23 protein-coding genes, 1 tRNA gene and 2 pseudogenes are annotated in these 21,304 nt (G+C 60.8%); 14 read left to right on the top strand and 12 right to left on the bottom strand.

Annotated elements, in window-relative coordinates; translation table 11 throughout:
• Window positions 1-173: 173 nt before the first annotated feature.
• Window positions 174-773, bottom strand: a complete 600-nt coding sequence (locus BLV47_RS13175; RefSeq protein ID WP_092314179.1) for a GNAT family N-acetyltransferase — start codon at window positions 771-773, stop codon at window positions 174-176.
• Between the two features lie 179 nt (window positions 774-952).
• Between BLV47_RS13175 and BLV47_RS13170 the strand changes: the two genes are divergently transcribed.
• Together BLV47_RS13170 and BLV47_RS13165 are read left to right on the top strand one after the other, a co-directional pair.
• Entirely contained in the window at window positions 953-1,888 is a 936-nt protein-coding gene (locus BLV47_RS13170) for a hypothetical protein (protein WP_092314177.1), read from the top strand.
• Window positions 1,889-2,018: 130 nt separating this feature from the next.
• Window positions 2,019-2,228, top strand: a complete 210-nt coding sequence (locus BLV47_RS13165; protein WP_016967305.1) for a hypothetical protein — start codon at window positions 2,019-2,021, stop codon at window positions 2,226-2,228.
• 66 nt (window positions 2,229-2,294) lie between these two features.
• On the opposite strand, the gene BLV47_RS13160 is transcribed toward BLV47_RS13165, so the two are convergent.
• From BLV47_RS13160 to BLV47_RS13150, 3 genes are all read right to left on the bottom strand, one after another.
• Window positions 2,295-2,678, bottom strand: a complete 384-nt coding sequence (locus BLV47_RS13160; RefSeq protein ID WP_092314175.1) for a cytochrome c — start codon at window positions 2,676-2,678, stop codon at window positions 2,295-2,297.
• A gap of 275 nt (window positions 2,679-2,953) precedes the next feature.
• Window positions 2,954-4,150, bottom strand: a complete 1,197-nt coding sequence (locus BLV47_RS13155; protein WP_092314173.1) for an MFS transporter — start codon at window positions 4,148-4,150, stop codon at window positions 2,954-2,956.
• A gap of 89 nt (window positions 4,151-4,239) precedes the next feature.
• Window positions 4,240-5,289 (bottom strand): NAD(P)-dependent alcohol dehydrogenase, encoded by a 1,050-nt coding sequence (locus BLV47_RS13150; RefSeq protein ID WP_092314171.1) that lies wholly within the window; start codon window positions 5,287-5,289, stop codon window positions 4,240-4,242.
• Window positions 5,290-5,450: 161 nt separating this feature from the next.
• Here BLV47_RS13150 and BLV47_RS13145 point away from each other — a divergent pair, with 161 nt between their 5' ends.
• The 7 genes and pseudogenes from BLV47_RS13145 (at window position 5,451) to BLV47_RS13115 (ending at window position 13,037) form a co-directional block, all read left to right on the top strand.
• Complete coding sequence (locus BLV47_RS13145; protein WP_092314169.1) at window positions 5,451-6,383, top strand: AraC family transcriptional regulator; 933 nt, start codon at window positions 5,451-5,453, stop codon at window positions 6,381-6,383.
• An 88-nt stretch (window positions 6,384-6,471) separates the two neighbouring features.
• Complete coding sequence (locus BLV47_RS13140) at window positions 6,472-6,930, top strand: (2Fe-2S)-binding protein (protein WP_092314167.1); 459 nt, start codon at window positions 6,472-6,474, stop codon at window positions 6,928-6,930.
• Window positions 6,927-9,170, top strand: coding sequence for a xanthine dehydrogenase family protein molybdopterin-binding subunit (locus BLV47_RS13135; protein WP_092314165.1), 2,244 nt, complete (start codon window positions 6,927-6,929; stop codon window positions 9,168-9,170). Before BLV47_RS13140 ends, BLV47_RS13135 begins: the two co-directional genes overlap by 4 nt.
• 17 nt (window positions 9,171-9,187) lie before the next feature.
• Window positions 9,188-10,540, top strand: a complete 1,353-nt coding sequence (locus BLV47_RS13130; protein ID WP_092314163.1) for a c-type cytochrome — start codon at window positions 9,188-9,190, stop codon at window positions 10,538-10,540.
• A gap of 11 nt (window positions 10,541-10,551) precedes the next feature.
• A complete protein-coding gene (locus tag BLV47_RS13125; protein WP_092314161.1) occupies window positions 10,552-11,574 on the top strand; it encodes an XdhC family protein in 1,023 nt (340 codons plus the stop codon).
• 31 nt (window positions 11,575-11,605) lie between these two features.
• Window positions 11,606-12,002: pseudogene (locus tag BLV47_RS13120) on the top strand (hypothetical protein); the annotation flags it as partial.
• Window positions 12,003-12,470: 468 nt separating this feature from the next.
• Entirely contained in the window at window positions 12,471-13,037 is a 567-nt protein-coding gene (locus BLV47_RS13115; protein ID WP_092314160.1) for a TetR/AcrR family transcriptional regulator, read from the top strand.
• Between the two features lie 156 nt (window positions 13,038-13,193).
• On the opposite strand, the gene BLV47_RS13110 is transcribed toward BLV47_RS13115, so the two are convergent.
• The 5 genes and pseudogenes from BLV47_RS13110 to BLV47_RS13090 form a co-directional block, all read right to left on the bottom strand.
• On the bottom strand, window positions 13,194-13,835 hold the full coding sequence (locus BLV47_RS13110; RefSeq protein WP_092314159.1) for a hypothetical protein: 642 nt from the start codon (window positions 13,833-13,835) through the stop codon (window positions 13,194-13,196).
• Window positions 13,836-14,109: 274 nt separating this feature from the next.
• On the bottom strand, window positions 14,110-14,319 hold the full coding sequence (locus BLV47_RS35395; RefSeq protein ID WP_143038271.1) for a hypothetical protein: 210 nt from the start codon (window positions 14,317-14,319) through the stop codon (window positions 14,110-14,112).
• A gap of 429 nt (window positions 14,320-14,748) precedes the next feature.
• Window positions 14,749-15,105 carry a hypothetical protein gene (locus BLV47_RS13100; RefSeq protein WP_092314155.1) on the bottom strand — a complete coding sequence of 119 codons (357 nt, stop codon included), beginning with the start codon at window positions 15,103-15,105 and terminating at the stop codon, window positions 14,749-14,751.
• Between the two features lie 105 nt (window positions 15,106-15,210).
• A pseudogene (locus tag BLV47_RS13095) lies at window positions 15,211-15,839 on the bottom strand (RHS repeat-associated core domain-containing protein); the annotation flags it as partial.
• A gap of 80 nt (window positions 15,840-15,919) precedes the next feature.
• Window positions 15,920-16,006: transfer RNA gene (locus tag BLV47_RS13090), tRNA-Leu, on the bottom strand.
• 144 nt (window positions 16,007-16,150) lie between these two features.
• Here BLV47_RS13090 and BLV47_RS36205 point away from each other — a divergent pair.
• On the top strand, window positions 16,151-16,315 hold the full coding sequence (locus BLV47_RS36205) for a hypothetical protein (protein ID WP_167365657.1): 165 nt from the start codon (window positions 16,151-16,153) through the stop codon (window positions 16,313-16,315).
• Window positions 16,316-16,369: 54 nt separating this feature from the next.
• Here the strand turns inward: BLV47_RS36205 and BLV47_RS13085 are convergent, their stop codons facing one another.
• Both BLV47_RS13085 and BLV47_RS13080 read right to left on the bottom strand, forming a co-directional pair.
• Entirely contained in the window at window positions 16,370-16,588 is a 219-nt protein-coding gene (locus tag BLV47_RS13085; protein WP_092314153.1) for a hypothetical protein, read from the bottom strand.
• A 235-nt stretch (window positions 16,589-16,823) separates the two neighbouring features.
• Entirely contained in the window at window positions 16,824-17,087 is a 264-nt protein-coding gene (locus BLV47_RS13080; RefSeq protein WP_092314151.1) for a DUF1652 domain-containing protein, read from the bottom strand.
• Window positions 17,088-17,443: 356 nt separating this feature from the next.
• Here BLV47_RS13080 and BLV47_RS13075 point away from each other — a divergent pair, with 356 nt between their 5' ends.
• A complete protein-coding gene (locus BLV47_RS13075; RefSeq protein WP_092314149.1) occupies window positions 17,444-17,941 on the top strand; it encodes a P-loop nucleotide/nucleoside kinase family protein in 498 nt (165 codons plus the stop codon).
• A gap of 562 nt (window positions 17,942-18,503) precedes the next feature.
• On the opposite strand, the gene BLV47_RS13070 is transcribed toward BLV47_RS13075, so the two are convergent.
• A complete protein-coding gene (locus BLV47_RS13070; protein WP_092314147.1) occupies window positions 18,504-19,112 on the bottom strand; it encodes an NAD(P)H-dependent oxidoreductase in 609 nt (202 codons plus the stop codon).
• A 93-nt stretch (window positions 19,113-19,205) separates the two neighbouring features.
• Here BLV47_RS13070 and BLV47_RS13065 point away from each other — a divergent pair, with 93 nt between their 5' ends.
• The 3 genes from BLV47_RS13065 (at window position 19,206) to BLV47_RS13055 (ending at window position 21,260) form a co-directional block, all read left to right on the top strand.
• A complete protein-coding gene (locus tag BLV47_RS13065) occupies window positions 19,206-19,838 on the top strand; it encodes a TetR/AcrR family transcriptional regulator (RefSeq protein ID WP_092314145.1) in 633 nt (210 codons plus the stop codon).
• 58 nt (window positions 19,839-19,896) lie between these two features.
• Window positions 19,897-20,433, top strand: a complete 537-nt coding sequence (locus BLV47_RS13060; RefSeq protein WP_092314143.1) for an HD domain-containing protein — start codon at window positions 19,897-19,899, stop codon at window positions 20,431-20,433.
• A 134-nt stretch (window positions 20,434-20,567) separates the two neighbouring features.
• The gene (locus tag BLV47_RS13055) at window positions 20,568-21,260 is read left to right on the top strand and encodes an HAD family hydrolase (RefSeq protein WP_092314141.1); all 693 of its coding nucleotides are present in this window, start codon (window positions 20,568-20,570) and stop codon (window positions 21,258-21,260) included.
• The last annotated feature ends 44 nt before the right edge of the window (window positions 21,261-21,304 follow it).

Below are 21,304 nucleotides of genomic sequence, written 5' to 3'. Positions count from 1 at the left end.
AGATGCCCCATGGGACTGGTGACAGCGATTTTAGTTCATGCCCGAAAGGCTTCGCCCCGGGCTGCCGAGCGTTCCAGCACAGCGCTGGCTCAGGTGCTGGACGGACGCTCGCGCCCCCGGATTGGGACGCCCCGCCCTACCCGGCACGCAGCACGCTACTGCCAATCTTTTTCTCAGACTGACACCGGGGGCTCGACCCGATCGCGGGGCATCAGGGTCAGGTAGTCCTCAAGAGAATCCGAGCACAGCGGCTTGATCATGATGCGCACCCGGTGCCGCAGCCGGCCTAGCTCGATGCCGTCCCGGGTACGAGCCTCAACATAGCCGCAGGCTCTCCAGAAGCCCTCGGCCCGGACGTTATCGAACACCACGCTCAGGCGCAGCCAGCGCGCGCCCTGACCGGCCACCCAGTCTTCAAGCTCGCGATGCAACTGCCGGGCAATGCCCCGGCCCTGCAGCGAGCCGGCCAGCATGAACAGACCAATGTGCCAAACCCCGGGCGCCAGCAGATCGCTGACGATACTGACCATGGCCACCAGCGCACCTGTCCCGTCGAAGTAACCTATCTTCCACTTGCGAGTGAAGGACCAGCCCTCTGGCAAGCAGTCATCGATTTCATCGCGGGCTTCGTCTGGCTGCGGCGCACAGCCGTGAACAATGTGGAAGTAGTCCGGATTCTCAACGAAGAACGCCTGCAACCGCTCGACATCCAACAGGCTGATCTCCCTGACCAGCAGTCCAGTGGATGAATGAAGCAATGGTCCTTGTTGCATGGGGTAACGCTCCGAAAGGGCCACCAGACCCGTGCATGAAGGGGCGATCCTAGCGCTCCCTGCGCAACCGGCGACATGGTCAATTTGTTGAAAAAATGTATAGCGCACAGTGCCTGGCCAAGACTCGGGCAGGCCCCAGGACTTATCATGGGCGCCCCACCCAGCAACGGATTGCAAGCATGTCCTCACCTCTGTCTTCGCCGGGCTACCAGCGCCTGCTGGCCCTGCAGCAACGCATCCATGACTTCACCCGGGACCAGGCAATCGAGCGCGACGACAACCCCGAGGACCTGACGGGGCCACTGTGGGTCCGCGACTACAACTACCTGGCCCTGGCGCCGATACGCGGCGGCCTGCATCTGGAGTTTCATGGCGAGCTGTGGGAAGAGCCCTTTGCCTGGACCCTGGAATGCCTCGCCGACCAGGCCGTGGCCGACACCCTCAGTTCCCTGGCCTTTTCCGGCCCGGATCAAGGCGCGAATGGCACCCGCGAATGGGAGTTCACGCCCTTGTTGGACAGCGACGTGAGCTTTCCCATCCTCAGGTCGTTGTCGATTCGCCCCAGTGAGCCCCAGGACCACAATGTCTCGCTGATCCAGAAAGCCGGCATGCTGATGGAGGAAGCAGGAGAAATCGCCCGCTTTGTCGCCAAAGCGCCGCACCTGAGCGAGTTGACCCTGCCCAACGCCCCCGATTCGAGCTTCTTTCAGGTCCAGCTGCCGCACCTTGGCCACTTGCGCATTGGCGGCCATTGGGACACCCAGCATTTCATTGCCAACCTGGCCGGCTCGGACAATCTGCCGGGGCTGAGCAACCTGGACTTCACCGAATCCACCGAACTGCAGAACAACTGGGCAGATCAGCGCACGGACCAGTCCGTCACTTCTTTCGCCCACTATGAAAAACTATTCGCCAGTGCTGCCTGCGACCCTTTGAGGGTGCTGCGCCTGCGCAATACCTGCCTAAGCCTGGAACAGTTCGAGAGCCTGCAACGGCTGCGCCCTGCCTTGCAGTTCATGGTGATCCAAGCCACTGGCGGCGGCTACGTAACGAATTTTGCCCGGCCCGTATTTCCCTGGCGGCATCTGGTGCAGCCGGATCCGGGACAACGCTGAAACCGCTCTGGAACGGCAAGCGACAAATGGGCGCTCAGTTGATCCAGCAGCGCGTGCGCTCGTGCTCTTGCGCCATCAAGAGCGTGGTAGCCTTCGCGCTGATTCTCAAGCGCCGTCGAAGACCGATCGAATGACCAAGAAACAGCCGGCAGAGAGCAACACAGTGACTGCTGCGGATATCGAACGCTCCATACAGGCCCTCAACAAGATGGCCGAGCGCCTGTGGGGAGATGGCCGGGAAGCGGAAGCCCAGGCCCTGATCAATGCCCTGGATGGGTTAAACCGGGCACTGGATCGGATCAGGATTGGAGAGAGCCGCAGGATTGTCACGCTGCATTGAGGCGTGATGGGCGCTCACTGTCCTGATCAACCTTGGGCGACCAGCGGTGTCGCCACCCCTGCAACATCACCGACTTCTGGCGATGACCTCGCTCATGTACTGGTTCAAGTCGCGAAAATCCTTAACGCTCCAAGGGTGCGGCGCGATCTTTACACCGTTCTCGCGCAAGGTTCTGGGGATCAAGTCGCCATTGGGGCGCAGGATCACTGAAGAGACAATCACCCCGGGGTAATCATTGAGGCGTTTCTTGAACGCGGTGGTGGTCAGGTCCGGTGTCGGCGGGTTGCTTTTATGCGCCAACAGCCCCGTGCCCTTGATGTCTGCGCCGTGACACATGGCGCATCGCTGCAGGTAGAGATTCTTGCCATTGGCGTTCTCCGCTACCGACAGCGGGGCTTGCATGAGCGACCACAACCCGAGCGAGGCGATACCCAGTATTTTCAGATTCATTTCCATATGGCCTTGTTGAATAAAGCAGCGCTGTATCGAGGGCAAACGGCGGCGCTCCGGGCACATGAAATCAACGCATGGATTTCACCGAGCAAGGGCTGGTGCCGCCGATTGAAAGTCGGCCATTCTCTTTCGACACAACCTGGCTTGCAACGATCTTCCAGGGCAATTCGTGAACGACCCCGGATCTATGCGTACCACGCTGACCTCGCCCAAAGACCGTTGTCAGCCGGCACTGCTTCATGCGACCAGGCCCCGAGCCTCTACCTACCTCGTCAGACCCTGGCGTTCGCCTCGACCAGACTCATGTGCGTGGCGCTGCGACCTGCAAGCCAAGCGAGCAGCGAAGCGGCGACCAGCACCACCGCGCTTAGCTCGAACGTGGCTTGATAGCCGCGCAGATCAAAGGCCAGCCCACCGATGATCGCCCCGCCGGCGATAGCCAGTTGCACGATGGCCACCAGCAAGCCGCCTCCGGCTTCGGCATCATCGGGCAGGGTTTGCGCAAGCCAGGTCCACCAGCCAACGGGAGCGGCCGTGGCGACCAGTCCCCATGCCCCGAGCAGTACGGCGGTCAGCAGCGGCGAACTACCGAAGTTCACCAGGGCCAGCGCTATGACCGCCATGCTCAGAGGTATGAGCGTCAGCGTGCGGTAAAGACCATTGCCCATGAATCTCTCGATCACGCAGGTGCCGATGAAACCGGCCACTCCCAGCCCCAGCAGCATGAAGGACAGGGTGGAAACGCTGACGCCGGTGACGACCTCGAGAAATGGACGCAGGTAAGTGAACAGCATGAACTGCCCCATGAAGAACACGCTGACGGCGAGCATTCCCAGGGCGACCGGCAACTGCTTCATCAGCCGCAAGGGATTGCCGCTCGCGGCCCGGCGCTCGATCTTGAAGGACGGAAGGCTGATCAGCAGCCACAGGGCGGCGAGCGTCGCGACAGGCACCACACAGAAGAATGCGCCGCGCCAGCCTATCAGCGAGCCCAGGAAGCTGCCCGCCGGGGCGGCAATGACCGTGGCCAGGGCGTTGCCCCCGTTGACCATGGCCAGAGCCCGGGAAACCTGATCAGGCCGCACCAGGCGCATGGCGGTGGCCGCCGACAGTGACCAGAAACCGCCAATGGCGATACCGATCAAGGCACGCCCGAACATGAACCAGAGGTAGCCCGGCGCAAGCGCGACCAGCGTGCCCGACACCATCATCAGCAAGGTCAGGCACAGCAGCAGCGTCTTGCGCTCGACCCGAGCGGCAATCGCCGCAATCACCAGGCTGGTGACCAAGGCAAAGGCCCCGGACACGGAAATGCCCTGCCCGGCCTGGCCTTCACTGATGTGCAGGTCGGTCGCGATGGGGGTCAGCAGGCTGACGGGCATGAACTCTGAAGCGACCAGGGCGAATGCGGCCAAGGACATGGCCAGCACGGCGCTCCAGCCGGTTTTTTCTGTGGAACGAAAGGTCATTGACTCTACCTGTGCAACTAAATAGCGGGTGGGTGTTGCGGGCAAAAACGCTGGCGCCGAGGTCGATCCCGGCCCGGCAGCGTCGTCTTTCACTGCGCCAGCGTCGCGTTGTCGATCACGAAACGGTATTTGACGTCGCCCCGGAGCATCCGCTCGTAGGCCTGATCGATGTGCTGCGCGGCTATCAGCTCGATGTCCGAAACGATGCCGTGCTCGGCGCAGAAATCGAGCATCTCCTGGGTTTGCGCAATGCCGCCGATCATCGATCCGGCCAGGGTGCGGCGCTTCATGATCAGGTTGAACACGTTGGGCGCCGGGTGCGGCGAGGCCGGCGCGCCCACCAGGGTCATCACGCCATCGCGCTTGAGCAGCACCAGCAGGGCATCCAGGTCGTGGGGCGCGGCAACGGTGTTGATGATCAGGTCGAAGCTTTGCAGGTGCGCGGCCATTTGCCCGGCATCGCTTGAGATCACCACGTCATCGGCGCCGAGGCTTGTGGCCGCCTCGCGCTTGGATTCGGACGTGGTGAAAGCCACCACCTGCGCGCCCAAGGCATGTGCCAGCTTGATGCCCATGTGGCCCAAGCCGCCGATGCCCACCACGCCGACTTTCTTCCCGGGCCCGGCCTGCCAGTGACGCAGCGGCGACCAGGTGGTGATGCCGGCGCACAGCAGCGGCGCAACGGCCGCCAACTGCGCCTCGGGGTGACGAATACGCAGCACATAGCGCTGATGCACGACGATCGCCTGGGAGTAGCCACCGAGTGTCCAGCCCGGCGCATCGGGCGTGGCAAAGTTGTAGGTGCCGATCATCCCGTCGCAATAGTTCTCAAGGCCTTCGGCGCACTCCTGGCAATGCTTGCAGCTGTCGACAATGCAGCCCACCCCCACCCGGTCACCCGGGGCGAAGCCGGTGACCTTGTGACCTACCGCGGCGACCCGGCCGACGATCTCGTGCCCGGGCACGCAAGGAAAGTGGGTCCCCGCCCACTCGCCGCGCACCTGGTGCAGGTCGGAGTGGCAGATGCCGCAATAGGCAATCTCGATCAGCACATCGTCCGGGCCGGGATCGCGACGGGTGATGCGCAGCGGTTCAAGCGGTTTGTCGCCCGCATGGGCGCCATAAGCGAAGACTTGCATGGAGGCTCTCCTTTGACAGTTCGACATATTTTTCCCGGTCGATCCGCCCCCGCCCTAGTGCATTCCGCTTGAATGCTTGCCTAATCCTATGAGGTTGCAGGCAGCTGGATAGGAAACCTCTGATGAGCGGATTAGAGTTCGCTCAACAGGAGCCAGCCGACATGATCCAAACCGCCCCGCACCACGAATCGCCCCTGGCGTTGAACATCGACCCGCGAGTGAATGCGCCCGGAGACTTCGCCACCGCCATCCCCGGCCTGTCGCTGTTTCGTCGCGACCAACCGGCGCCCCCTGCCGTGTGCATGATCGAGCCGAGCCTGGTGCTGGTGGGGCGTGGGGAAAAGCGTTTGTGGGTCGGTGGCGAGGGCTACCGCTACGACCCATCGCGATTTCTGCTCACCTCACTGGACCTGCCGGCCAACTCCGAAGTGCTTTTAGCCAGCCCCCGGCAACCCTGCGTCGGGCTGGTGCTGAAGCTGGACGTCAGCCTGCTCGCCGAGCTCATCACCCAGGGCGGCTTGCCGGCAAACCGCCCGCCCGCCAAGGCGGCTGGTGTGGGCATTGGCCTGATGTCGCCGCCCCTGGAGGGTGCCCTCGATCGCCTGCTGGCCCTGCTCGATGAACCCGAGGCGATCCCGGTGCTGGCGCCGCTGATTCTGCGGGAGATCCACTATCGGCTGCTCAATACCGATCAGGGATCACGACTGCGGCAGATCACCGCCGTCGATGGCCAGGGCTACCGCATTGGCAAAGCCATCGACTGGCTCAAGGTCAACTACACCACGGCGCTACGCATCGAAGAGCTGGCGGCGCGGGTACAGATGAGCGCCCCGACCTTTCACCATCATTTCCGTCAGCTCACCGGCATGAGTCCGCTGCGCTACCAGAAGTGGCTGCGGCTCAACGAGGCCCGTCGGCTAATGTTGATGGAGCGCCTGGACGTTTCGCGAGCGGCGTTCGCCGTCGGCTATGAAAGTCCCTCGCAGTTCAGCCGCGAATATGGCCGCCTGTTCGGCACCGCGCCCAGTCGCGACATCGGGCTGCTGCGTGGCCAGCCCGTCGCGGCACAAGCGCTCGACAACGCGGCACATTGAGCCAAGCACCGGTTTTACCGCTGATGCGCCTCGCTGCGTGTCAGCCCCGACAACAATGCCCTTCAACCGATGATCAAGCGGGTGAGCCATGGAACTGAAAATCAACCAGAAGACCTATCAGGTCGATGCCGACGCCGATACACCCTTGCTCTGGGTGATCCGCGATGATCTGGGCATGACCGGCACCAAGTACGGTTGCGGGCTGGCGCAGTGCGGCGCCTGCTCCGTGCTGGTGGACGGCAATGTGGTGCGTTCGTGCGTGACGCCAGTGGCCGGAGTGGTCGGCCGGGAGGTCACCACCATCGAAGCCATCGAAGCCGATGCCGTGGGCAAGCGGGTGGTCGCCACCTGGGTCGACCTGCAGGTCGCCCAGTGCGGCTACTGCCAGTCCGGACAGGTGATGGCGGCCACGGCGCTGCTCAAGCAGAACCCCGAGCCGAGCGACGCGCAGATCCGCGCGGCGATGGTCAATCTGTGCCGTTGCGGTACCTACAACGCCATTCATGCCGCCCTGCATGAGCTGGCCGGCAAGAGGAACCTGTCATGAAGCCCGCAATCGATCCTTCCCTCGACGCCTCGGCGCTGGTCCTGAACGATCCGGTCAATCTGTCGCGCCGGCGCTTTTTGACCGGCACCGCCGTCGGCGCGCTGGTGCTGGGGTTCGGCCTGCCGCTGGGTTCGCCCCGGGTGCAAGCGGCGACGACTGCCGCGCGTGGCACCCAGGTCCCGGCGTTTCTGGAAATCCGCCCGGATAACCGCGTGCGCCTGCTGTGCCCGTTCATGGAAGGCGGCCAGGGCACTTTCACCGCGATGGCCCAGATCGTCGGTGAGGAACTGGACGCCGACCCGGCGACCTTCCTGGTGGAGGCCGCGCCACCCGGCGAGGCCTATGTGGTCATGGACAACGGCTTGCGCATCACCGGCGGCAGCATGTCGGTGCGCATGAGTTACCCGGTCATGCGCCGCCTAGGCGCCCTGGCCCGCGCCATGCTGCTGCAGGCGGGCGCATTGCAGCTGGGGGTGGCGGTGAGCGAGTTGAGCACCGAGCCTGGCAAAGTGCTGCATGCCGCGTCGGGCCGCGCGCTGACCTACGGTGAACTGGCCGAGCGGGCGATGGATCTGCCGGTTCCCGATCCGGCCTCCGTGCCACTGCGCGACCCGAGCCGGTTCCGCTGGATCGGCAAGCCGGTCAAGCGCGTCGATGCCTACGACAAGTCCACGGGCAAGGCGCTTTACAGCATCGATCTGCAGGTCGACGGCATGCTGCATGCTGCCGTTCAACATGCCCCCCGCCTGGGCATGACCGTGGGCGGCCTGCGCAACGAAGAGCAGGTCAAGGCGATGAAAGACGTGCACTCGGTGCATCGCCTGCCAGGCGCCGTGGCGGTGGTCGCCGAACGCTGGTGGCACGCCAAACGAGCGGTGGAGGCGATTCAGGTCGACTGGCTGGAGCCATCGGCCGACAGCAAGGTGCGGCCGATGCCCAAGGACTTTTCCAGCGACGGCTGGATCCAGCGCCTTGCCCATGAAAAGGGCCCGGCCAGGGACGACGAAAACCAAGGCGACGTGACGTCGATTCTGGCCGGCGCCAAGACCCGGATCGACGCCGCCTACCACAACCAATACCTGAACCACGGGCAGCTGGAACCGCCATCGGCGCTGGCCAGATTCAACCCCGACGGCTCGCTGGAGGTCTGGCTGCCGAACCAGGCGCCGGACATGTTCCTGGCGGACATCGCCAAGCGCACGGGGCTGGATCCATCGCGCATCACCTTGCATTCGCCATTGCTGGGGGGATTCTTCGGGCGGCATTTTCTCTACGACTCAGCCAATCCCTATCCCCAGGCGATCGAGTTGTCCAAGGCGGTTGGCCGCCCGGTAAAACTGATCTGGAGCCGGGAGGAAGAGTTCCTGCGTGACGTGCTGCGTCCGGTGGCCGCGGTGAATTTCCGCGCCGCCCTGGATAACGACGGCTGGCCCCTGGCAATCGAAGCGATCAGCGCCACCGAGGGGCCGACCGAGGCCCTCGCCGGCCGCCAGGGTGAAAAGCTCGACCCCACGGCGTTGGAAGGCTTGTCGGGCAAGTCCTACGCGATTCCCCACAAGCGCATCGCGCAGATCTACGTCAAGGGCCCGGCCATGTTGGGCTACTGGCGTTCGGTGGGTAATTCCCTCAACGACTTCTTTTACGAATCCTTCCTTGACGAGCTGGCTGACAAGGGTGGCAAGGACCCGTTCGAACTGCGCCTGCACTTGCTGCGGGACAACCAGCGCCTGACCACCCTGCTGCAGGCGGTGGGTGAACTGTCGGGAGGCTGGAAGCGCGGGCCCTTTACCGCCGAAGACGGCACCCGACGGGCGCGAGGCGTGGCCATGGCGTCGCCGTTCGGCACCCAGACTGCGGTGATTGCCGAAGTCTCCATCGAAAACGGGCAGGTCAAGGTGCACGACATCTGGCAGGCGATCGACCCCGGCAGCATCGTCAATCCGGCGATTGTCGAGGCTCAAGTCAACGGCGCCGTGGCGCTGGGGCTGTCGCAGACCCTGGTGGAGGAATCGGTGTGGGTCGATGGCAAGCCTCGGGCTCGCAACTACGACTTGTATCCGATCCTGCCGCCTGCGCGGATGGCGCGGGTGCACGTGCGAGTCGTCGAGAGCGGAGAAAAAATGGGCGGTATCGGTGAACCGCCGTTGCCCGCGGTCGCGCCGGCCGTCGCGAACGCGGTGGCGGCGCTGACCGGACAGCGGGTCCGCAGCCTGCCCATGAGCCGACACACCTTCACCTGATGAGCGCCGGAGCGTCCATGAATAACCGCCGATTCGCAAGAACCGCTGGCTGGCTGACAGCGTCATGCCTGGTCGTGGCCGGCCTGCTGGCCTGGTACGTCACTCGTGAGCCCGCCTCGGCGCTTGCCAGCCACCCGATCACGGCGGCCGAGATCGACCCGGCGCTGGTCGCCCGCGGCGAATACGTCGCCAGGCTCAGCGATTGCGTGGCGTGCCACAGCGTGCCGGGCGGCGCGCCGTTCGCCGGGGGCCTGGAAATGGCCACACCGCTGGGCGCGATCCATGCGACCAATATCACGCCGGACACCGAAAGCGGCATCGGCCACTACAGCCTGGCGGACTTCGACCGGGCGCTGCGCCATGGCGTGGCTCCCGACGCCCGCCGTTTGTACCCGGCGATGCCCTATCCGTCCTACGCCAAGCTCAGTGACGACGACGTGCGGGCGCTGTACGCGTTCTTCATGAAAGGCGTGGCGCCGGTCAGGCAGGCGAACATCCCCAGCGCCATTCCCTGGCCGCTGAACCTGCGCTGGCCGATTGCCCTGTGGAACGCTGTGTTTGTCGACGCCGAGCCCTACGCGGTCAAACCGACGCAGGATGATCTGTGGAACCGCGGCGCTTACCTGGTTCAGGGCCCCGGACACTGCGGCAGCTGCCATACGCCCCGCGGCCTGGCGTTCAACGAGAAGGCGCTGGATGAGTCCGCAGCGCCGTTCCTCGCCGGCGCCTTGCTCGATGGCTGGTATGCGCCAAGCCTGCGTGCCGACCACAACACCGGCCTGGGCCGCTGGAGCGAAGCGCAGATCGTGCAGTTCCTCAAGACCGGTCGCAACGAGCACGCTGTGGTCTATGGCTCGATGACCGAAGCGTTCAACAACTCCACCCAGTTCATGACCGACCAGGACCTGATGGCCATTGCCCGTTACCTCAAGTCGCTGCCCGGGGATCGCCAGCGAGACGGCGCGCCCTGGCAGTATCAAGCACTGTCGACCGCGACGGCGCTGGACGCGCCTGGCGCCCACACCTACATGACGCACTGCGCCTCGTGCCACGGCCCGGACGGCAAGGGGCAAGGCGAATGGATACCGCCGCTGGCGGGGGCTACCTCTGCCCTGGCCAGGGAAAGTGCCTCGGCGATCAACATCACCCTGAACGGCTCGCAGCGTGTCGTGGCTGCGGGAGTGCCGGACGCCTATCGCATGCCGGCCTTGCGCGAACAGTTGTCGGATCAGCAGATCGCCGAGGTCCTGACCTTCGTGCGCGGCGCCTGGGGCAATCACGGCAGCGCCGTCCAGGCCCAGGCAGTGAGCCAGTTGCGTCAGCACACCGATCCGGCCAGCAGCAGCCCGATCATCCTGCACATGCGCTAGAGGAGAGGCGGATGGAAAGCATTGACTTGCAAGTCCTGCGCACCGCACGGGACTGGCGCGCCGCCGCCGAACCGGTGCTGCTGGTCACGGTGGCACGCACCTGGGGCTCTTCACCGCGCCCGGTGGGGTCGATGATGGCCTTGCGTGGGGATGGGCGGGTGGTCGGCAGCGTGTCCGGCGGCTGCATCGAGGACGACTTGATCCATCGCTATAGCACCGCCCATGGCGGCGCCGGGCTCAAGGATGGCGTGCCTGAGGTGGTGCAGTATGGCGTCAGCGCCGACGACGCCCATCGCTTCGGCTTGCCCTGCGGCGGCACCCTGCAGCTGGTTCTCGAATTCAACCCGTCGGGGCCAGCGCTGGATGAACTGCTCGCTGCGCTCGACAGCGGACGCCTGATACGCCGGGGCCTGACTCTGGCCAGCAATGAGGTGACGCTGACCGCCACTGCGACACCCGAGCAGTTCAGTTTCGATGGCCGGCAGATGTTCAATACCCTGGGGCCGGCGTATCGGCTGCTGATGATCGGCGCCGGCGCGCTGGCCGAGTATCTGGCCACCATGGCCTTGTTCAACGGCTTCAGGGTCGCGGTTTGCGACCCTCGTCCGGAATACATCGAAACCTGGGCGGTACAGGGCGTGGAGCGCATCATCGGCATGCCCGATGACGTGGTCCGCGACTTTGCCGTCGACCTCCGAACCTGCATCGTCGCCTTGAGCCATGACCCCAAACTCGATGATCTGGCCCTCCTCGAAGCCCTCCACAGCCCGGCGTTCTACATCGGCGCCATCGGCTCGCGGCGCAACAGCCAACTGCGCCGCGAACGCCTGATCGAGCATTTTGCTGAAACCCCGGCCTCACTTGAGCGCCTGCACGGACCCATCGGCCTCTACATTGGCAGCAAGACACCTGCGGAAATCGCCGTCAGCGTGATGGCCGAGATCCTTGCCGCCAAGAACGGCGTCAGTTTGCCGGGCGCCTTCAGCGTCGCCCAGGCCAAACACGCCATTGAATCTGTAGCCTGTTCGTCCTAGCCCCCGCGCCCCGCGACAACGTCGGCCCCCGGCCGGCTATTACCAACAAACCGACTCGCGCGACGCTCCCGCGATCAAGGTCCAGCCGCGCATGCCGGTGGACAAGGCGCGCGCCAGCTTCACCCTTCAAGGCGGGCAATTGCTGCTGGCCCCGCGCATGCACCTGAAGCCCCCTGGCTACAAGTACCAGCAGTCGAAGTGCCGGGCGGTCGATCCGCAGAAGATCGAGTGTCCGCTCGACAACCAACCTGACCATCTACACCTGGCCGGCGCCCATGAGCTTTACCCAGAATCTCATTGAGCAGCGCAGCCTGAGCAAGAAGCACCGGCAACTGCTGTTCAGGCTCCAACCCATGTAGATCACGCCGCTGGGCAGGCAAGGCATGGGGGATCCCGTCTGGGGCGTACCGTTGTCGGTATCCAGGTAGTGATTCGCGGAGTGGGATTTGATGCACGCTTAAGTTGAACGCAGCACTTGGCCAGAGAATGGCGATATCCATCTATCACCGAACAGAACCATGGCAAGCCCTGCCAGCATCACCATCGGGCCGCCGAGCTTGAAGAGTGTAACTAGCCTTTCAATGGCCGCCATCAGTCCAATCCGCATACGCCTTGACGTCCGATATCGAACTATCGCCAGTAGCCGCCTCTAGCCGATTGCTAGCCGTGCAAATGCCAATCAACTTAGACACGCCTCGTGGATGATCTGTACTAGCAGGCTCATCAGCTTGTACTGAAGCGCAAAGCTCACCATCGAATGCTCAAAAATCTCGAGCAAGAACCTGAACAGGCAATGACTCATTTGAGCCAAAGTCATGCCCAAGGGCATCTAAGGTTGCAGTAATGAGCTTTTCCTGCACAATCACTCGCATTGAAATTCGCTTCGAGAACGACTGATGTCCCTGACTCCCCAAGACGAACGACTCATCAAGGCGCTGGCCCTGGCCATCGTTGATCGCCCTAGGGCGACGCTCAAGGAACTGGCTGAGGCGGCTGGCGTGAGCAAGGCTACGCTGCATCGCTTTTGCGGTACCCGTGACAACCTGGTGCTGATTATGAAAAGCCACGGTGAGACGGTGCTGAGCCAGATCACCAGCACGACTGATCTGATGCACGACGACCCTGCGCAGGCGTTGCGTAGTTTGGTCAATGAGCATCTGGCGCATCGTGAAATGCTGGTTTTCCTGCTCTTTCAGTATCGCCCTGACACGTTCACGGACTCCGATGAAGGCAAACGTTGGCAGTTCTATCTCGATGCCCTCGATGCATTCTTTCTGCGCGGCCAGCAACTGGGCGCGTTCCGTATCGATATCACTGCTGCGGTCTTCACCGAGCTGTTCCTGACCATGATCTTCGCCATGGTCGATGCCGAACGCCGTGGGCGTGCCGCCAGTGCCAACTCGGCCAATATCGTGGAACAGATGTTTCTGCATGGCGCTGCCAATCCAGCCGGTCCTCGGTAATCTTCATCTTGCAAAAAAGCCCCGTGGCCTCTCGGCTGACGGGGCTGAATGGCTGGACACGCCAACCAAAGGAGCTGCTGTCAGCGCTGTTCCGGTGAAGCTCTTGGCTTTCAGTCAGCTGGCGACTACAGCCTGATACGGCTGAGCACCCTCTGTTTATCTGGTGATGAGCATGTCGATGGTGCTGCTGTCGCAGGTGTAGTTGGCCTTCTTGTCGAGGACCAAGTAGATGGCAGAGGCCTTGGCAACAGGCACCTTGCTCGCTGAAAAGACTGCGCCGTTACCCCTGACCAAGCTGCCGGATTGAAGGACCGTATCCCCCAAATTCAGCGACCAAGCAACACCATCACCACAGCTGTCGTGGACGCTATTCACGCGCCCAAGGACATTGACCTCTCCAGCCACTGGACTCACCCAGCGAATGATCGTTTGACTGTTCTGCCCTGGGTGAAAAGCCACGTTGCCAGCCGCGATCGTAAAACTACCATTCGCGGTGAAAATGTAGGGCTTCATGTGAACTGTAACGTGGGCGCCGGAGGCCTGGTCCATCCAGCAGGTTGCAGGCAGGTTATTGCAGGTGTCTGCTTTGAAATATGGCAGTGGGACGTAGTTGTCGGCCTTGTTGACCCCGGATGTGTTCTGCATGAACGTCCAGGTAAAACCCGCTGGAGAACTCTCCTTTGCCAGAAGAACATCCCTTGCAAGATTCCAGGACATGGCTGTGTCAGCAAAGGCACTCATGCTGGCACCAAAAAGCGCCAACAAACCGAGCAGGGAAACACTGATAGTCTTTTTCATTTGGATTGCCTATTGAGTCGAATGATTGTTCGCGGAGGATTCCGCTTTCATGTCGCTCAAAGGCGATGGTTCGAGGCTCAAGGCCTTCACTCGGACAGGCGTAGATCAGAACCTATATCGAGCTGATATCCACATCCTGTGCGACCGAGGAGTGGAATGACTATCTCAAAAAATAACTGTATATACAACCAGTATTTTATGCGCTATTTCCCATCCCTACAAATCTCACTCTACCGATAACGCTCCCGGCGCTGACTGAATCGCCCGGGATTCTCTAGACACCTTGCAAGCTCATTGCGTAACGCTTTTCAAACTCTACTGGTGACAGCTGATTGTTGAAACCATGACGGCGTTTTGCGTTGTAGAACATCTCTGCCTCCTTGTCGCGACATGAACAAAGTTCATGTACATCCTCATCCAACACAACTCTAAGGATCTGTCCATTTACTTCATTTTTCGCGGAGAGCATTTGATTGCCACCCATAAATTACATACCACTTAAAAGCATTGCAATAAGGCGCCTTAAATACTTCAGCAGCAACTTTACCCACCTGAATCGTCAATTAAAAACAACCATAAAAACTCCGCCCCAATTCGAGGTAACAACCTTTATTATTCAGATAATCATTGAGCATTTTGCTACTCCACAAAAGCTTTGCCAGTTATTACTTCAATATCAACACGCTCATTTTTTGTGTCTTTTACTATGAACGCCTGACTGATGTGCGCATCTGATCGACTGATCTTTCAGGTAGAGGTCACCAGGCTGTTGCACGCGAACGCATGTGCCACTGCCCTCTACTTCCTTCATTACTTTGCTGGCTGAAGTGGTGTCGTCGGACACCAGCTTGCATTCATAACTCATTGCAAAAATAAATCCGTCCCAATTATTGGAACCAAGCATGCATTGACTTCATACGTTGAGAAACCTAAAAAATTCTGCAAGTACTGAGGCCTCTGAACGCTCCAAAGCTTTCCTGATTTCGTCACAACCGCCTTTTGCAGACATCACCTTGCCCTTCAATATTTCCCCTTCAGGAGTACATATATCCAGACTCACAACAAAACTTCCGCCCTCTACTTGCTCACCTTCAAAAACAAGCTCAACTTCCTCGGGAAAAACCGTAACATATACAGAGAATTTTTCACCCGCATAATCGTAATGACCACAGCTTCTACTTAATAAACCGCCCTGTTCTCTCGACACCTGTCCATAAACCCTGTCTAAAAAGCCCTGAAGAAGATCAACGCATTTTAGTTTTTCATTCATTACTTCTCCCCTTTGCGGCTTATTGATTTCAACACACCGTCAGTCAGGGCGTGATTGGATTCTGCTCCACGGGTATTTGCCCATGCTTACAGTTTTGAATCATCAATCCGGTTGCTCCATCAGATTGATCGGCGCATGCCGTACAGCCTGTGCAACAGTGACAAAAGTGCCCCGTTCAAAGACGTAATGCACCGTGCGTCCCGGCTCGCCATCGCCCTGCGCCAGACTGCTTTCCCACGCAAGATTGTCGCCATCCCAACCGTAAAGCGTAAAACCGCAGCCCAGTTCGCGCTGTTTGCGGGCGTGTTCGTTTCTGTCCAGAGGGAACCGGCTTCCGGGCGCTGTTTGTAGCGCGCGCGGGATTTTTTGTGCAGGCGGCGTCCCAGTGCGTCGTAAGCGAAGTCCACGCTCAGGCGCGGATCTTCGGAATGGACAAGTCGATCAAACAGGTCCCAACGCATATCGCTACGCTGACCGTTGTGCCAGCGCAGGATCTGATTACCGCGTTCGTCGCAGTCGTAGTGTGTGCTGGCGTATTCGTGCAGCAGGTTGTCGACCAGCTTGCTGCGCGGTGGCGTCAGATCCAGTTGACGACGGATTTCGGCAGCCTTGTCATCCAGCAGGTTACCGGCCGGGTCGAAGGCGAACGTTTCAACGCCTTGACGCGTCACGGCGCTGAGCAGGCGGCCGACGGGATCGTAGCGATAGGCGAGCGGGCCGCGACGACTGTCGTTATTGCGAATAAGATTTTTTGATTGCGGAGAAAAGAACAAAGGGCTTGCATGAGGTATGTCATGCAAGCCCTTGATATTCATGGTGCCCGAAGCCGGAATCGAACCGGCACGCCCTTACGAGCGGGGGATTTTAAGTCCCATGCGTCTACCAGTTTCGCCATTCGGGCGGTAGCGCGATCACGCGACACTGGAGCCATGAATGGGCATCAGCCCGGCCAGTGCTTGAAGCAGGGAGTGGAATATATACATCCAGCCCAGGTGAAGCAAGAACGAAACCTGCAAAAAACCGTCTTCTGCGCTCACTGAATCCAGTGAAAAAACACGCTAAATCAGGGATCTACAGCATCCGTTCACTTGCCAGTGAGGATGCCGCCTTGCAGTTCGGCACCTGCCTCGGCGGCGCCAAGACTAACATGGCAGAATTAGCTAACCAACTGATTTTTAACGACTTATCTTCAAACGTCAGACATGCTTGAAGCTCGCGTCGGCTGTGTTGTTGAAAGCGTGGGATGGAGCTGGGCAATCAGGTCTCAGGCCTCGGCGGAAAAGTTCAGCGATAACTTGAGTTTGAGCGCTTCGTCCTTGGCTGCGGCCTGCTCGTGCTCCAGCTGCGTCGAAAATGCTTGCTTTACGACTGATGTATCGCGGACTTCGGAGCCCTTGATTTGCGCAACGCCACGATTGAGTTCCAGCACTTTGGACAGTTGGGCGTAGGTGTAATTGCCAGGACGAGTATTGCCGATGTTCATGAGAGTCATCCTTGATATCGAATCAATCCACTGGTGCCTGCGATGGCTAACAAATGGGGGGAGGAACTAAGAACTGCGCACAGATCAAACACGCCGATTGCCGATGGAGTTCGCCCAGTACACATGACCTCGCCATCCATGAACCGGTAAAGAGTCATAGATACCGGGCGAACGGCATAACGCTAAGCGTTCGCAATAACATGTTCAACTGTCAGCAATCACTGACGGCATGAATTCAGCCGGCATGATGGGTAAAAGCACCGGCAAAGGCCCTGCGCCCGGCCCGCAGTTCGGTGCGCAACTCGCCGATCAGATTGGAAATGTCTCGCACGCTGGTGAGTTCGGCGGTGGAAACCCCGGGCAGCAACAGCTCCACTCGTCCCGTTTCGGCATCGTAGATCTTGATGGTCAGGGCGCCATTGGCAGCCAGGCTGCAGGTGCAGGAAAGCGGGAGAAAGCCGGACTCCAGTATGTGGCAAAGCTCGCTGGTGGAGAGCATGGCTGTCTCGCCTGTGTGAGATTGAGTGGATTTTTCCCGATGAGGATAGGCCAGCATCTGAGCTTGTGTGTCGAAAAATACACAAGAAACGATAACTGCCTCACAGTTCCTCGACGCTGTTGCCACCTGCAGCCGAGTTCTCGATCAGCGCTGAATTTGCACGAAGATTTTCTAGTTTTTCGGCCCTCCACTGTGTAAGTTTCAGCCCATGAGCCTGAATCTTTGGCAACTGCGCACCGCGATTATTACCACCTGCATCAGCCAGGTGGGCTAGCGGCTATCCAAACCGTAACCAACCCGCCTCGAAGGCGGGTTCATGACCGCTCTACTGAGGCAAGCCCCACAGGAGACACAACATGAACCCGTCGTCCCCCGCCACGCTGCACCTGTTATGCGGCAAGATCGCCTCGGGCAAATCCACCTTGGCCAGTCATCTGGCACAGGCTTGCGGCAGCGTATTGATCAGTGAAGACCAGTGGCTGGCGCAGCTGTATCCAGGCCAGATCCACTCGCTCGCGGATTATCTGCAGCATGCCCAGCGCCTGAAAGACGTGCTGGAGCCGCTGGTGATCGCCATGCTCCAGGCAGGAACCGGTGTCGTACTGGATTTTCCGGCCAATACCCTCGCCCAGCGCAGTGGGTTGCGGGCCCTGGCGGATAGGGCCGGCGTCGCTCATCGGCTGCATTTTCTGGATGTGGACGAAGACATCTGCCGCACCCGGCTGCGTGAGCGCAATGACCGGGGCGACCACCCCTTCAGCACCAGCGAGGAGCAGTTCGCGTTGATCTGCAGTTACTTCGTGCCTCCGCGGGCGGATGAAGGACTGCATATCGTCGTTCACCCGGTTACCTGATGCTCGACCAACGGGCTCCGCAAGGAGCCCGACTGTCAGTCCGGCAAAGAAAGATGTGCCGTGGCGATGGGCGGCGAAGTCAAATTTCAGGCAAAAAAAAGCCCAAGTAGCTGATGGACACTTGGGACTAAAAATGCATAAACCGTGGTAGGTGAACGCAGGGCTATAGTAACGGAACAGTACATTCTGTAACAAGATATTTTTAGAAAAAAAACGCAAATATAATCACCTAAGTCATTAAATATCCACACTTTTTTTGAGTCTATGGCTTTTTGAAGAGCGGTTTTCCAATGGTTTTTCCTGGATTGAAGCTGCTCCGCGCAAGCGTCACCAGGCTTAAACAAAAGTGCGCTGAAAATTCACAAAATCGCAACAGACAGACGTGCCTGCCCATCATAAATTGCCGGCACCGTTCTCTATGGTGTGTGCTGGTATGAATGACTTTCTCGACGCCCTGCCCCTGATGCTCTGCCTGACCACCTTTGCCTGGTGCTGCTGGGGCTGAAAGACCTCAATCCCATCGATCGCGCCCCCCGCATTGCCCCTCCCCCGCCTTTCGCCTTCACGCCGACTCGCTTTCCTGGTTGACGCTGAACAGTGTCTGTCCGAGCGCGTGCGCCTGCTCCAGAGCCGGGATCACCTCACCGCCCTCAGAATCAAACAGCAATTGCGAACTCAGCACTCGGGCTCCGCAGTAGTCAAAGATGCCGTGATCGATCTGGGTCTGCATCGCCTGGCGATAGCCATGCCGTTCATAGGTACCGGCATCGGCTCCAGCCACACCCAACAGATGCACCTGTAACTGCCCGAGTTTTTTCACCAGCTTGGCGTCAGCTCGAAAGTCGAAGGCCCAGCCATTGGCGAAAACCCGGTCGATCCAGCCCTTGAGCAACGCCGGCATGGACCACCAGTACACCGGGTAGACCAGCACCAGGGCGTCGGCTCGGTCGATACGCGCCTGTTCGGCGAGCACATCCGCGGGAGGCGGCACCTGGGTGCGATGCACCGCGATATCGGCGGCGGCGAAACGCGGGTCAAATCCTTCAGCCCACAGATCAGCGATCTCGCTGGAATGTTCGCAAGAGCGTCCCAGCCCCTCGGCAATCTGCCGCGCGAGACTGTGGGTCAGGGACTTGGGGTCGTGATGAGCGACAACGATGAGAGCGTGCATGACGAGTACTCCAAAGGACGGATTGCGCAGGATTGACCGGTATCTATATACTTTTAGTAAGTTAAGCCGCTAAGTTACCTTTGGTATATAAGCATGTCAAGCCGTCAGAAACCCGTCCCTGCTTCCGTACCGCGACGCCGCCTGTCCCGGGAACAGCGCCTGCAACAGTTGATCGCCGTGGCCTGGCAGATTGTCCGCGAGCATGGCACCGAAGCCCTGACTTTGGGCCACCTGGCGGAGCAGGCCGAGGTCACCAAACCGGTGGTCTACGACCATTTCGCCACCCGGGCAGTACTCCTGGCGACGCTCTATGAGGATTTCGACCAGCGCCAGACCGTGCTGATGGATCGGGCCCTGGAAGCCTGCGAACCGACTCTGGCCGCCCGCTCCACGGTCATTGCCAGCTCTTATGTGGAATGCGTGCTGCTGCAGGGCCGGGAGATCCCGGGAGTCATCGCGGCCCTGGCCAGCTCACCGGAGTTGGAAACCATCAAGCGCGACTACCAACGGCTATTCCTGGAAAAGTGCCGCGCCAACCTGGAGCCCTTCGCTGCTGGTGCAATGCTGACCACGGCCGGCTTACGGGCAATGCTCGGTGCCGCCGAAGCGCTCTCTCACGCGGCGGCGCTGGGTGAAATCAGCCCCGAGCAGGTCCAGGAAGAACTGCGCGCCACCATCGTGGCCATGGTTGAAAGAGCGCGCAGCCAAGCCGCCACTGCGAACTAACACTGGTATCCGGACATTGACGACCGTGCTCAGGCATCGGTCCTGCAAGGAAGAGGCAATGCTACTGACCCGCTTGGAACCCCTGGATGAACTGCTCCAGCGCCATCGCCCGGCGCTGGGCAAGGACTTCCTCGGCTATCGCAACCACGTCTACCGAGTCATCAACTTCTGCAATCTGCTGATCGACGCCAACGCCGAGCAACTGGAAAAACTGGCCATCGCCGGCGCCTTCCATGACCTGGGGATCTGGACCGCCAGGACCTTTGACTACTTGCCTCCCTCGCTACAGCTGGCCGAGGCCCATCTGGATGAGATCGCCAGGCCCGAATGGAAAAGCGAAGTGCTGGCGATGATCGAACTGCACCACAAAGTCGGTGCTGCCACGGCTCATCCCGGCAGTCTGGTGGAGAGTTTCCGGCGTGCCGACTGGATCGATGTATCCCTGGGGCTGATCAGTTTCGGCATCCCGCGGGACGCACGGCGACAGATCTTCTCGGCTTTTCCTGACGCGGGCTTTCATCTGCGGCTGGTTCAATTGTCCGCCAAGCAGTGCCTGACCCGGCCCTGGAAGCCCCTGCCCATGCTGCGCTGGTGAATCACCGGCGATCCGCACCCGGCCGCCAGCAAGGCGTAAACTGCTGCCAACCCTGGCACTCCCGGCGGCCCAACCAGCAGGCCGCCCCCACCACCGAGAACAGCATGTCGCCCCACTCCTCTGCTCCCACGCCCATGAGCCCCTCGACAGCAGACGGTCAAACGCCTGCGCCTACCCTGGACACCCTGGCAGTGGACGCCGATGCCGCCCAGGTGCTCTCGGTATTCGACTTTGACGGCACCCTCACCCGCCATGACAGCTTCGTGCCCTTCTTGCGGTTTGCCTTCGGCACGCAGCGCTTCAACCGGAAAGTCCTCAGGCTGGCCTTGCCCAGCCTGGAGTATCTGGCTCGGCGGATGGACCGCGACCAGCTCAAGGCACAATTGATCCGCACCTTTCTGACTGGTGTCGAAGCGACATGGGTGCAACAACAGGCTGAAGCCTTCTGCCGGCGGTCCTGGAGCCGGCTGATGCGTCCAAACGGTCTGCAGGCAGTGGCCGACGAACTGCGCTCCGGTGCGCGGGTAACCTTGTGCTCGGCCTCGCCGGCCCTGGTCCTGCAACCTTTCGCCACGCGCCTGGGAGTCCAATTGATCGGCACCGAACTGGAGGTGGTCGACGGCGTACTGACCGGACATATCGCGGGTCACAATTGCCGCTGCCAGAACAAGGTACTGCGCCTGGAAAGCGTCTACGGCCCATTGAGCCAGTACCGTGTCCGGGCCTGGGGCGATACCCGGGGCGACCATGAGCTGCTGGCAGCGGCCCAGGATCCTCACTGGCGACACTTCCACCCGAGCTGGCGCCGCGGGCAAGCTCCTCGCTGACGCCCTCGGCACCCGACCAACGGCCGGTCGCCCGCACAAGGATT

Origin of the sequence: Pseudomonas saponiphila, from assembly GCF_900105185.1 — a bacterium.
GTDB lineage: Bacteria > Pseudomonadota > Gammaproteobacteria > Pseudomonadales > Pseudomonadaceae > Aquipseudomonas > Aquipseudomonas saponiphila.
This window is presented reverse-complemented; position numbering and strand designations above follow the sequence as displayed.

Coding starts and splice junctions, on each gene's coding strand:
- BLV47_RS13175 (WP_092314179.1), bottom strand. CDS start 773: ATGCAACAAGGACCATTGCTTCATTCATCCACTGGACTGCTGGTCAGG.
- BLV47_RS13170 (WP_092314177.1), top strand. CDS start 953: ATGTCCTCACCTCTGTCTTCGCCGGGCTACCAGCGCCTGCTGGCCCTG.
- BLV47_RS13165 (WP_016967305.1), top strand. CDS start 2,019: ATGACCAAGAAACAGCCGGCAGAGAGCAACACAGTGACTGCTGCGGAT.
- BLV47_RS13160 (WP_092314175.1), bottom strand. CDS start 2,678: ATGAATCTGAAAATACTGGGTATCGCCTCGCTCGGGTTGTGGTCGCTC.
- BLV47_RS13155 (WP_092314173.1), bottom strand. CDS start 4,150: ATGACCTTTCGTTCCACAGAAAAAACCGGCTGGAGCGCCGTGCTGGCC.
- BLV47_RS13150 (WP_092314171.1), bottom strand. CDS start 5,289: ATGCAAGTCTTCGCTTATGGCGCCCATGCGGGCGACAAACCGCTTGAA.
- BLV47_RS13145 (WP_092314169.1), top strand. CDS start 5,451: ATGATCCAAACCGCCCCGCACCACGAATCGCCCCTGGCGTTGAACATC.
- BLV47_RS13140 (WP_092314167.1), top strand. CDS start 6,472: ATGGAACTGAAAATCAACCAGAAGACCTATCAGGTCGATGCCGACGCC.
- BLV47_RS13135 (WP_092314165.1), top strand. CDS start 6,927: ATGAAGCCCGCAATCGATCCTTCCCTCGACGCCTCGGCGCTGGTCCTG.
- BLV47_RS13130 (WP_092314163.1), top strand. CDS start 9,188: ATGAATAACCGCCGATTCGCAAGAACCGCTGGCTGGCTGACAGCGTCA.
- BLV47_RS13125 (WP_092314161.1), top strand. CDS start 10,552: ATGGAAAGCATTGACTTGCAAGTCCTGCGCACCGCACGGGACTGGCGC.
- BLV47_RS13115 (WP_092314160.1), top strand. CDS start 12,471: ATGTCCCTGACTCCCCAAGACGAACGACTCATCAAGGCGCTGGCCCTG.
- BLV47_RS13110 (WP_092314159.1), bottom strand. CDS start 13,835: ATGAAAAAGACTATCAGTGTTTCCCTGCTCGGTTTGTTGGCGCTTTTT.
- BLV47_RS35395 (WP_143038271.1), bottom strand. CDS start 14,319: ATGGGTGGCAATCAAATGCTCTCCGCGAAAAATGAAGTAAATGGACAG.
- BLV47_RS13100 (WP_092314155.1), bottom strand. CDS start 15,105: ATGAATGAAAAACTAAAATGCGTTGATCTTCTTCAGGGCTTTTTAGAC.
- BLV47_RS13085 (WP_092314153.1), bottom strand. CDS start 16,588: ATGAACATCGGCAATACTCGTCCTGGCAATTACACCTACGCCCAACTG.
- BLV47_RS13080 (WP_092314151.1), bottom strand. CDS start 17,087: ATGCTCTCCACCAGCGAGCTTTGCCACATACTGGAGTCCGGCTTTCTC.
- BLV47_RS13075 (WP_092314149.1), top strand. CDS start 17,444: ATGAACCCGTCGTCCCCCGCCACGCTGCACCTGTTATGCGGCAAGATC.
- BLV47_RS13070 (WP_092314147.1), bottom strand. CDS start 19,112: ATGCACGCTCTCATCGTTGTCGCTCATCACGACCCCAAGTCCCTGACC.
- BLV47_RS13065 (WP_092314145.1), top strand. CDS start 19,206: ATGTCAAGCCGTCAGAAACCCGTCCCTGCTTCCGTACCGCGACGCCGC.
- BLV47_RS13060 (WP_092314143.1), top strand. CDS start 19,897: ATGCTACTGACCCGCTTGGAACCCCTGGATGAACTGCTCCAGCGCCAT.
- BLV47_RS13055 (WP_092314141.1), top strand. CDS start 20,568: ATGAGCCCCTCGACAGCAGACGGTCAAACGCCTGCGCCTACCCTGGAC.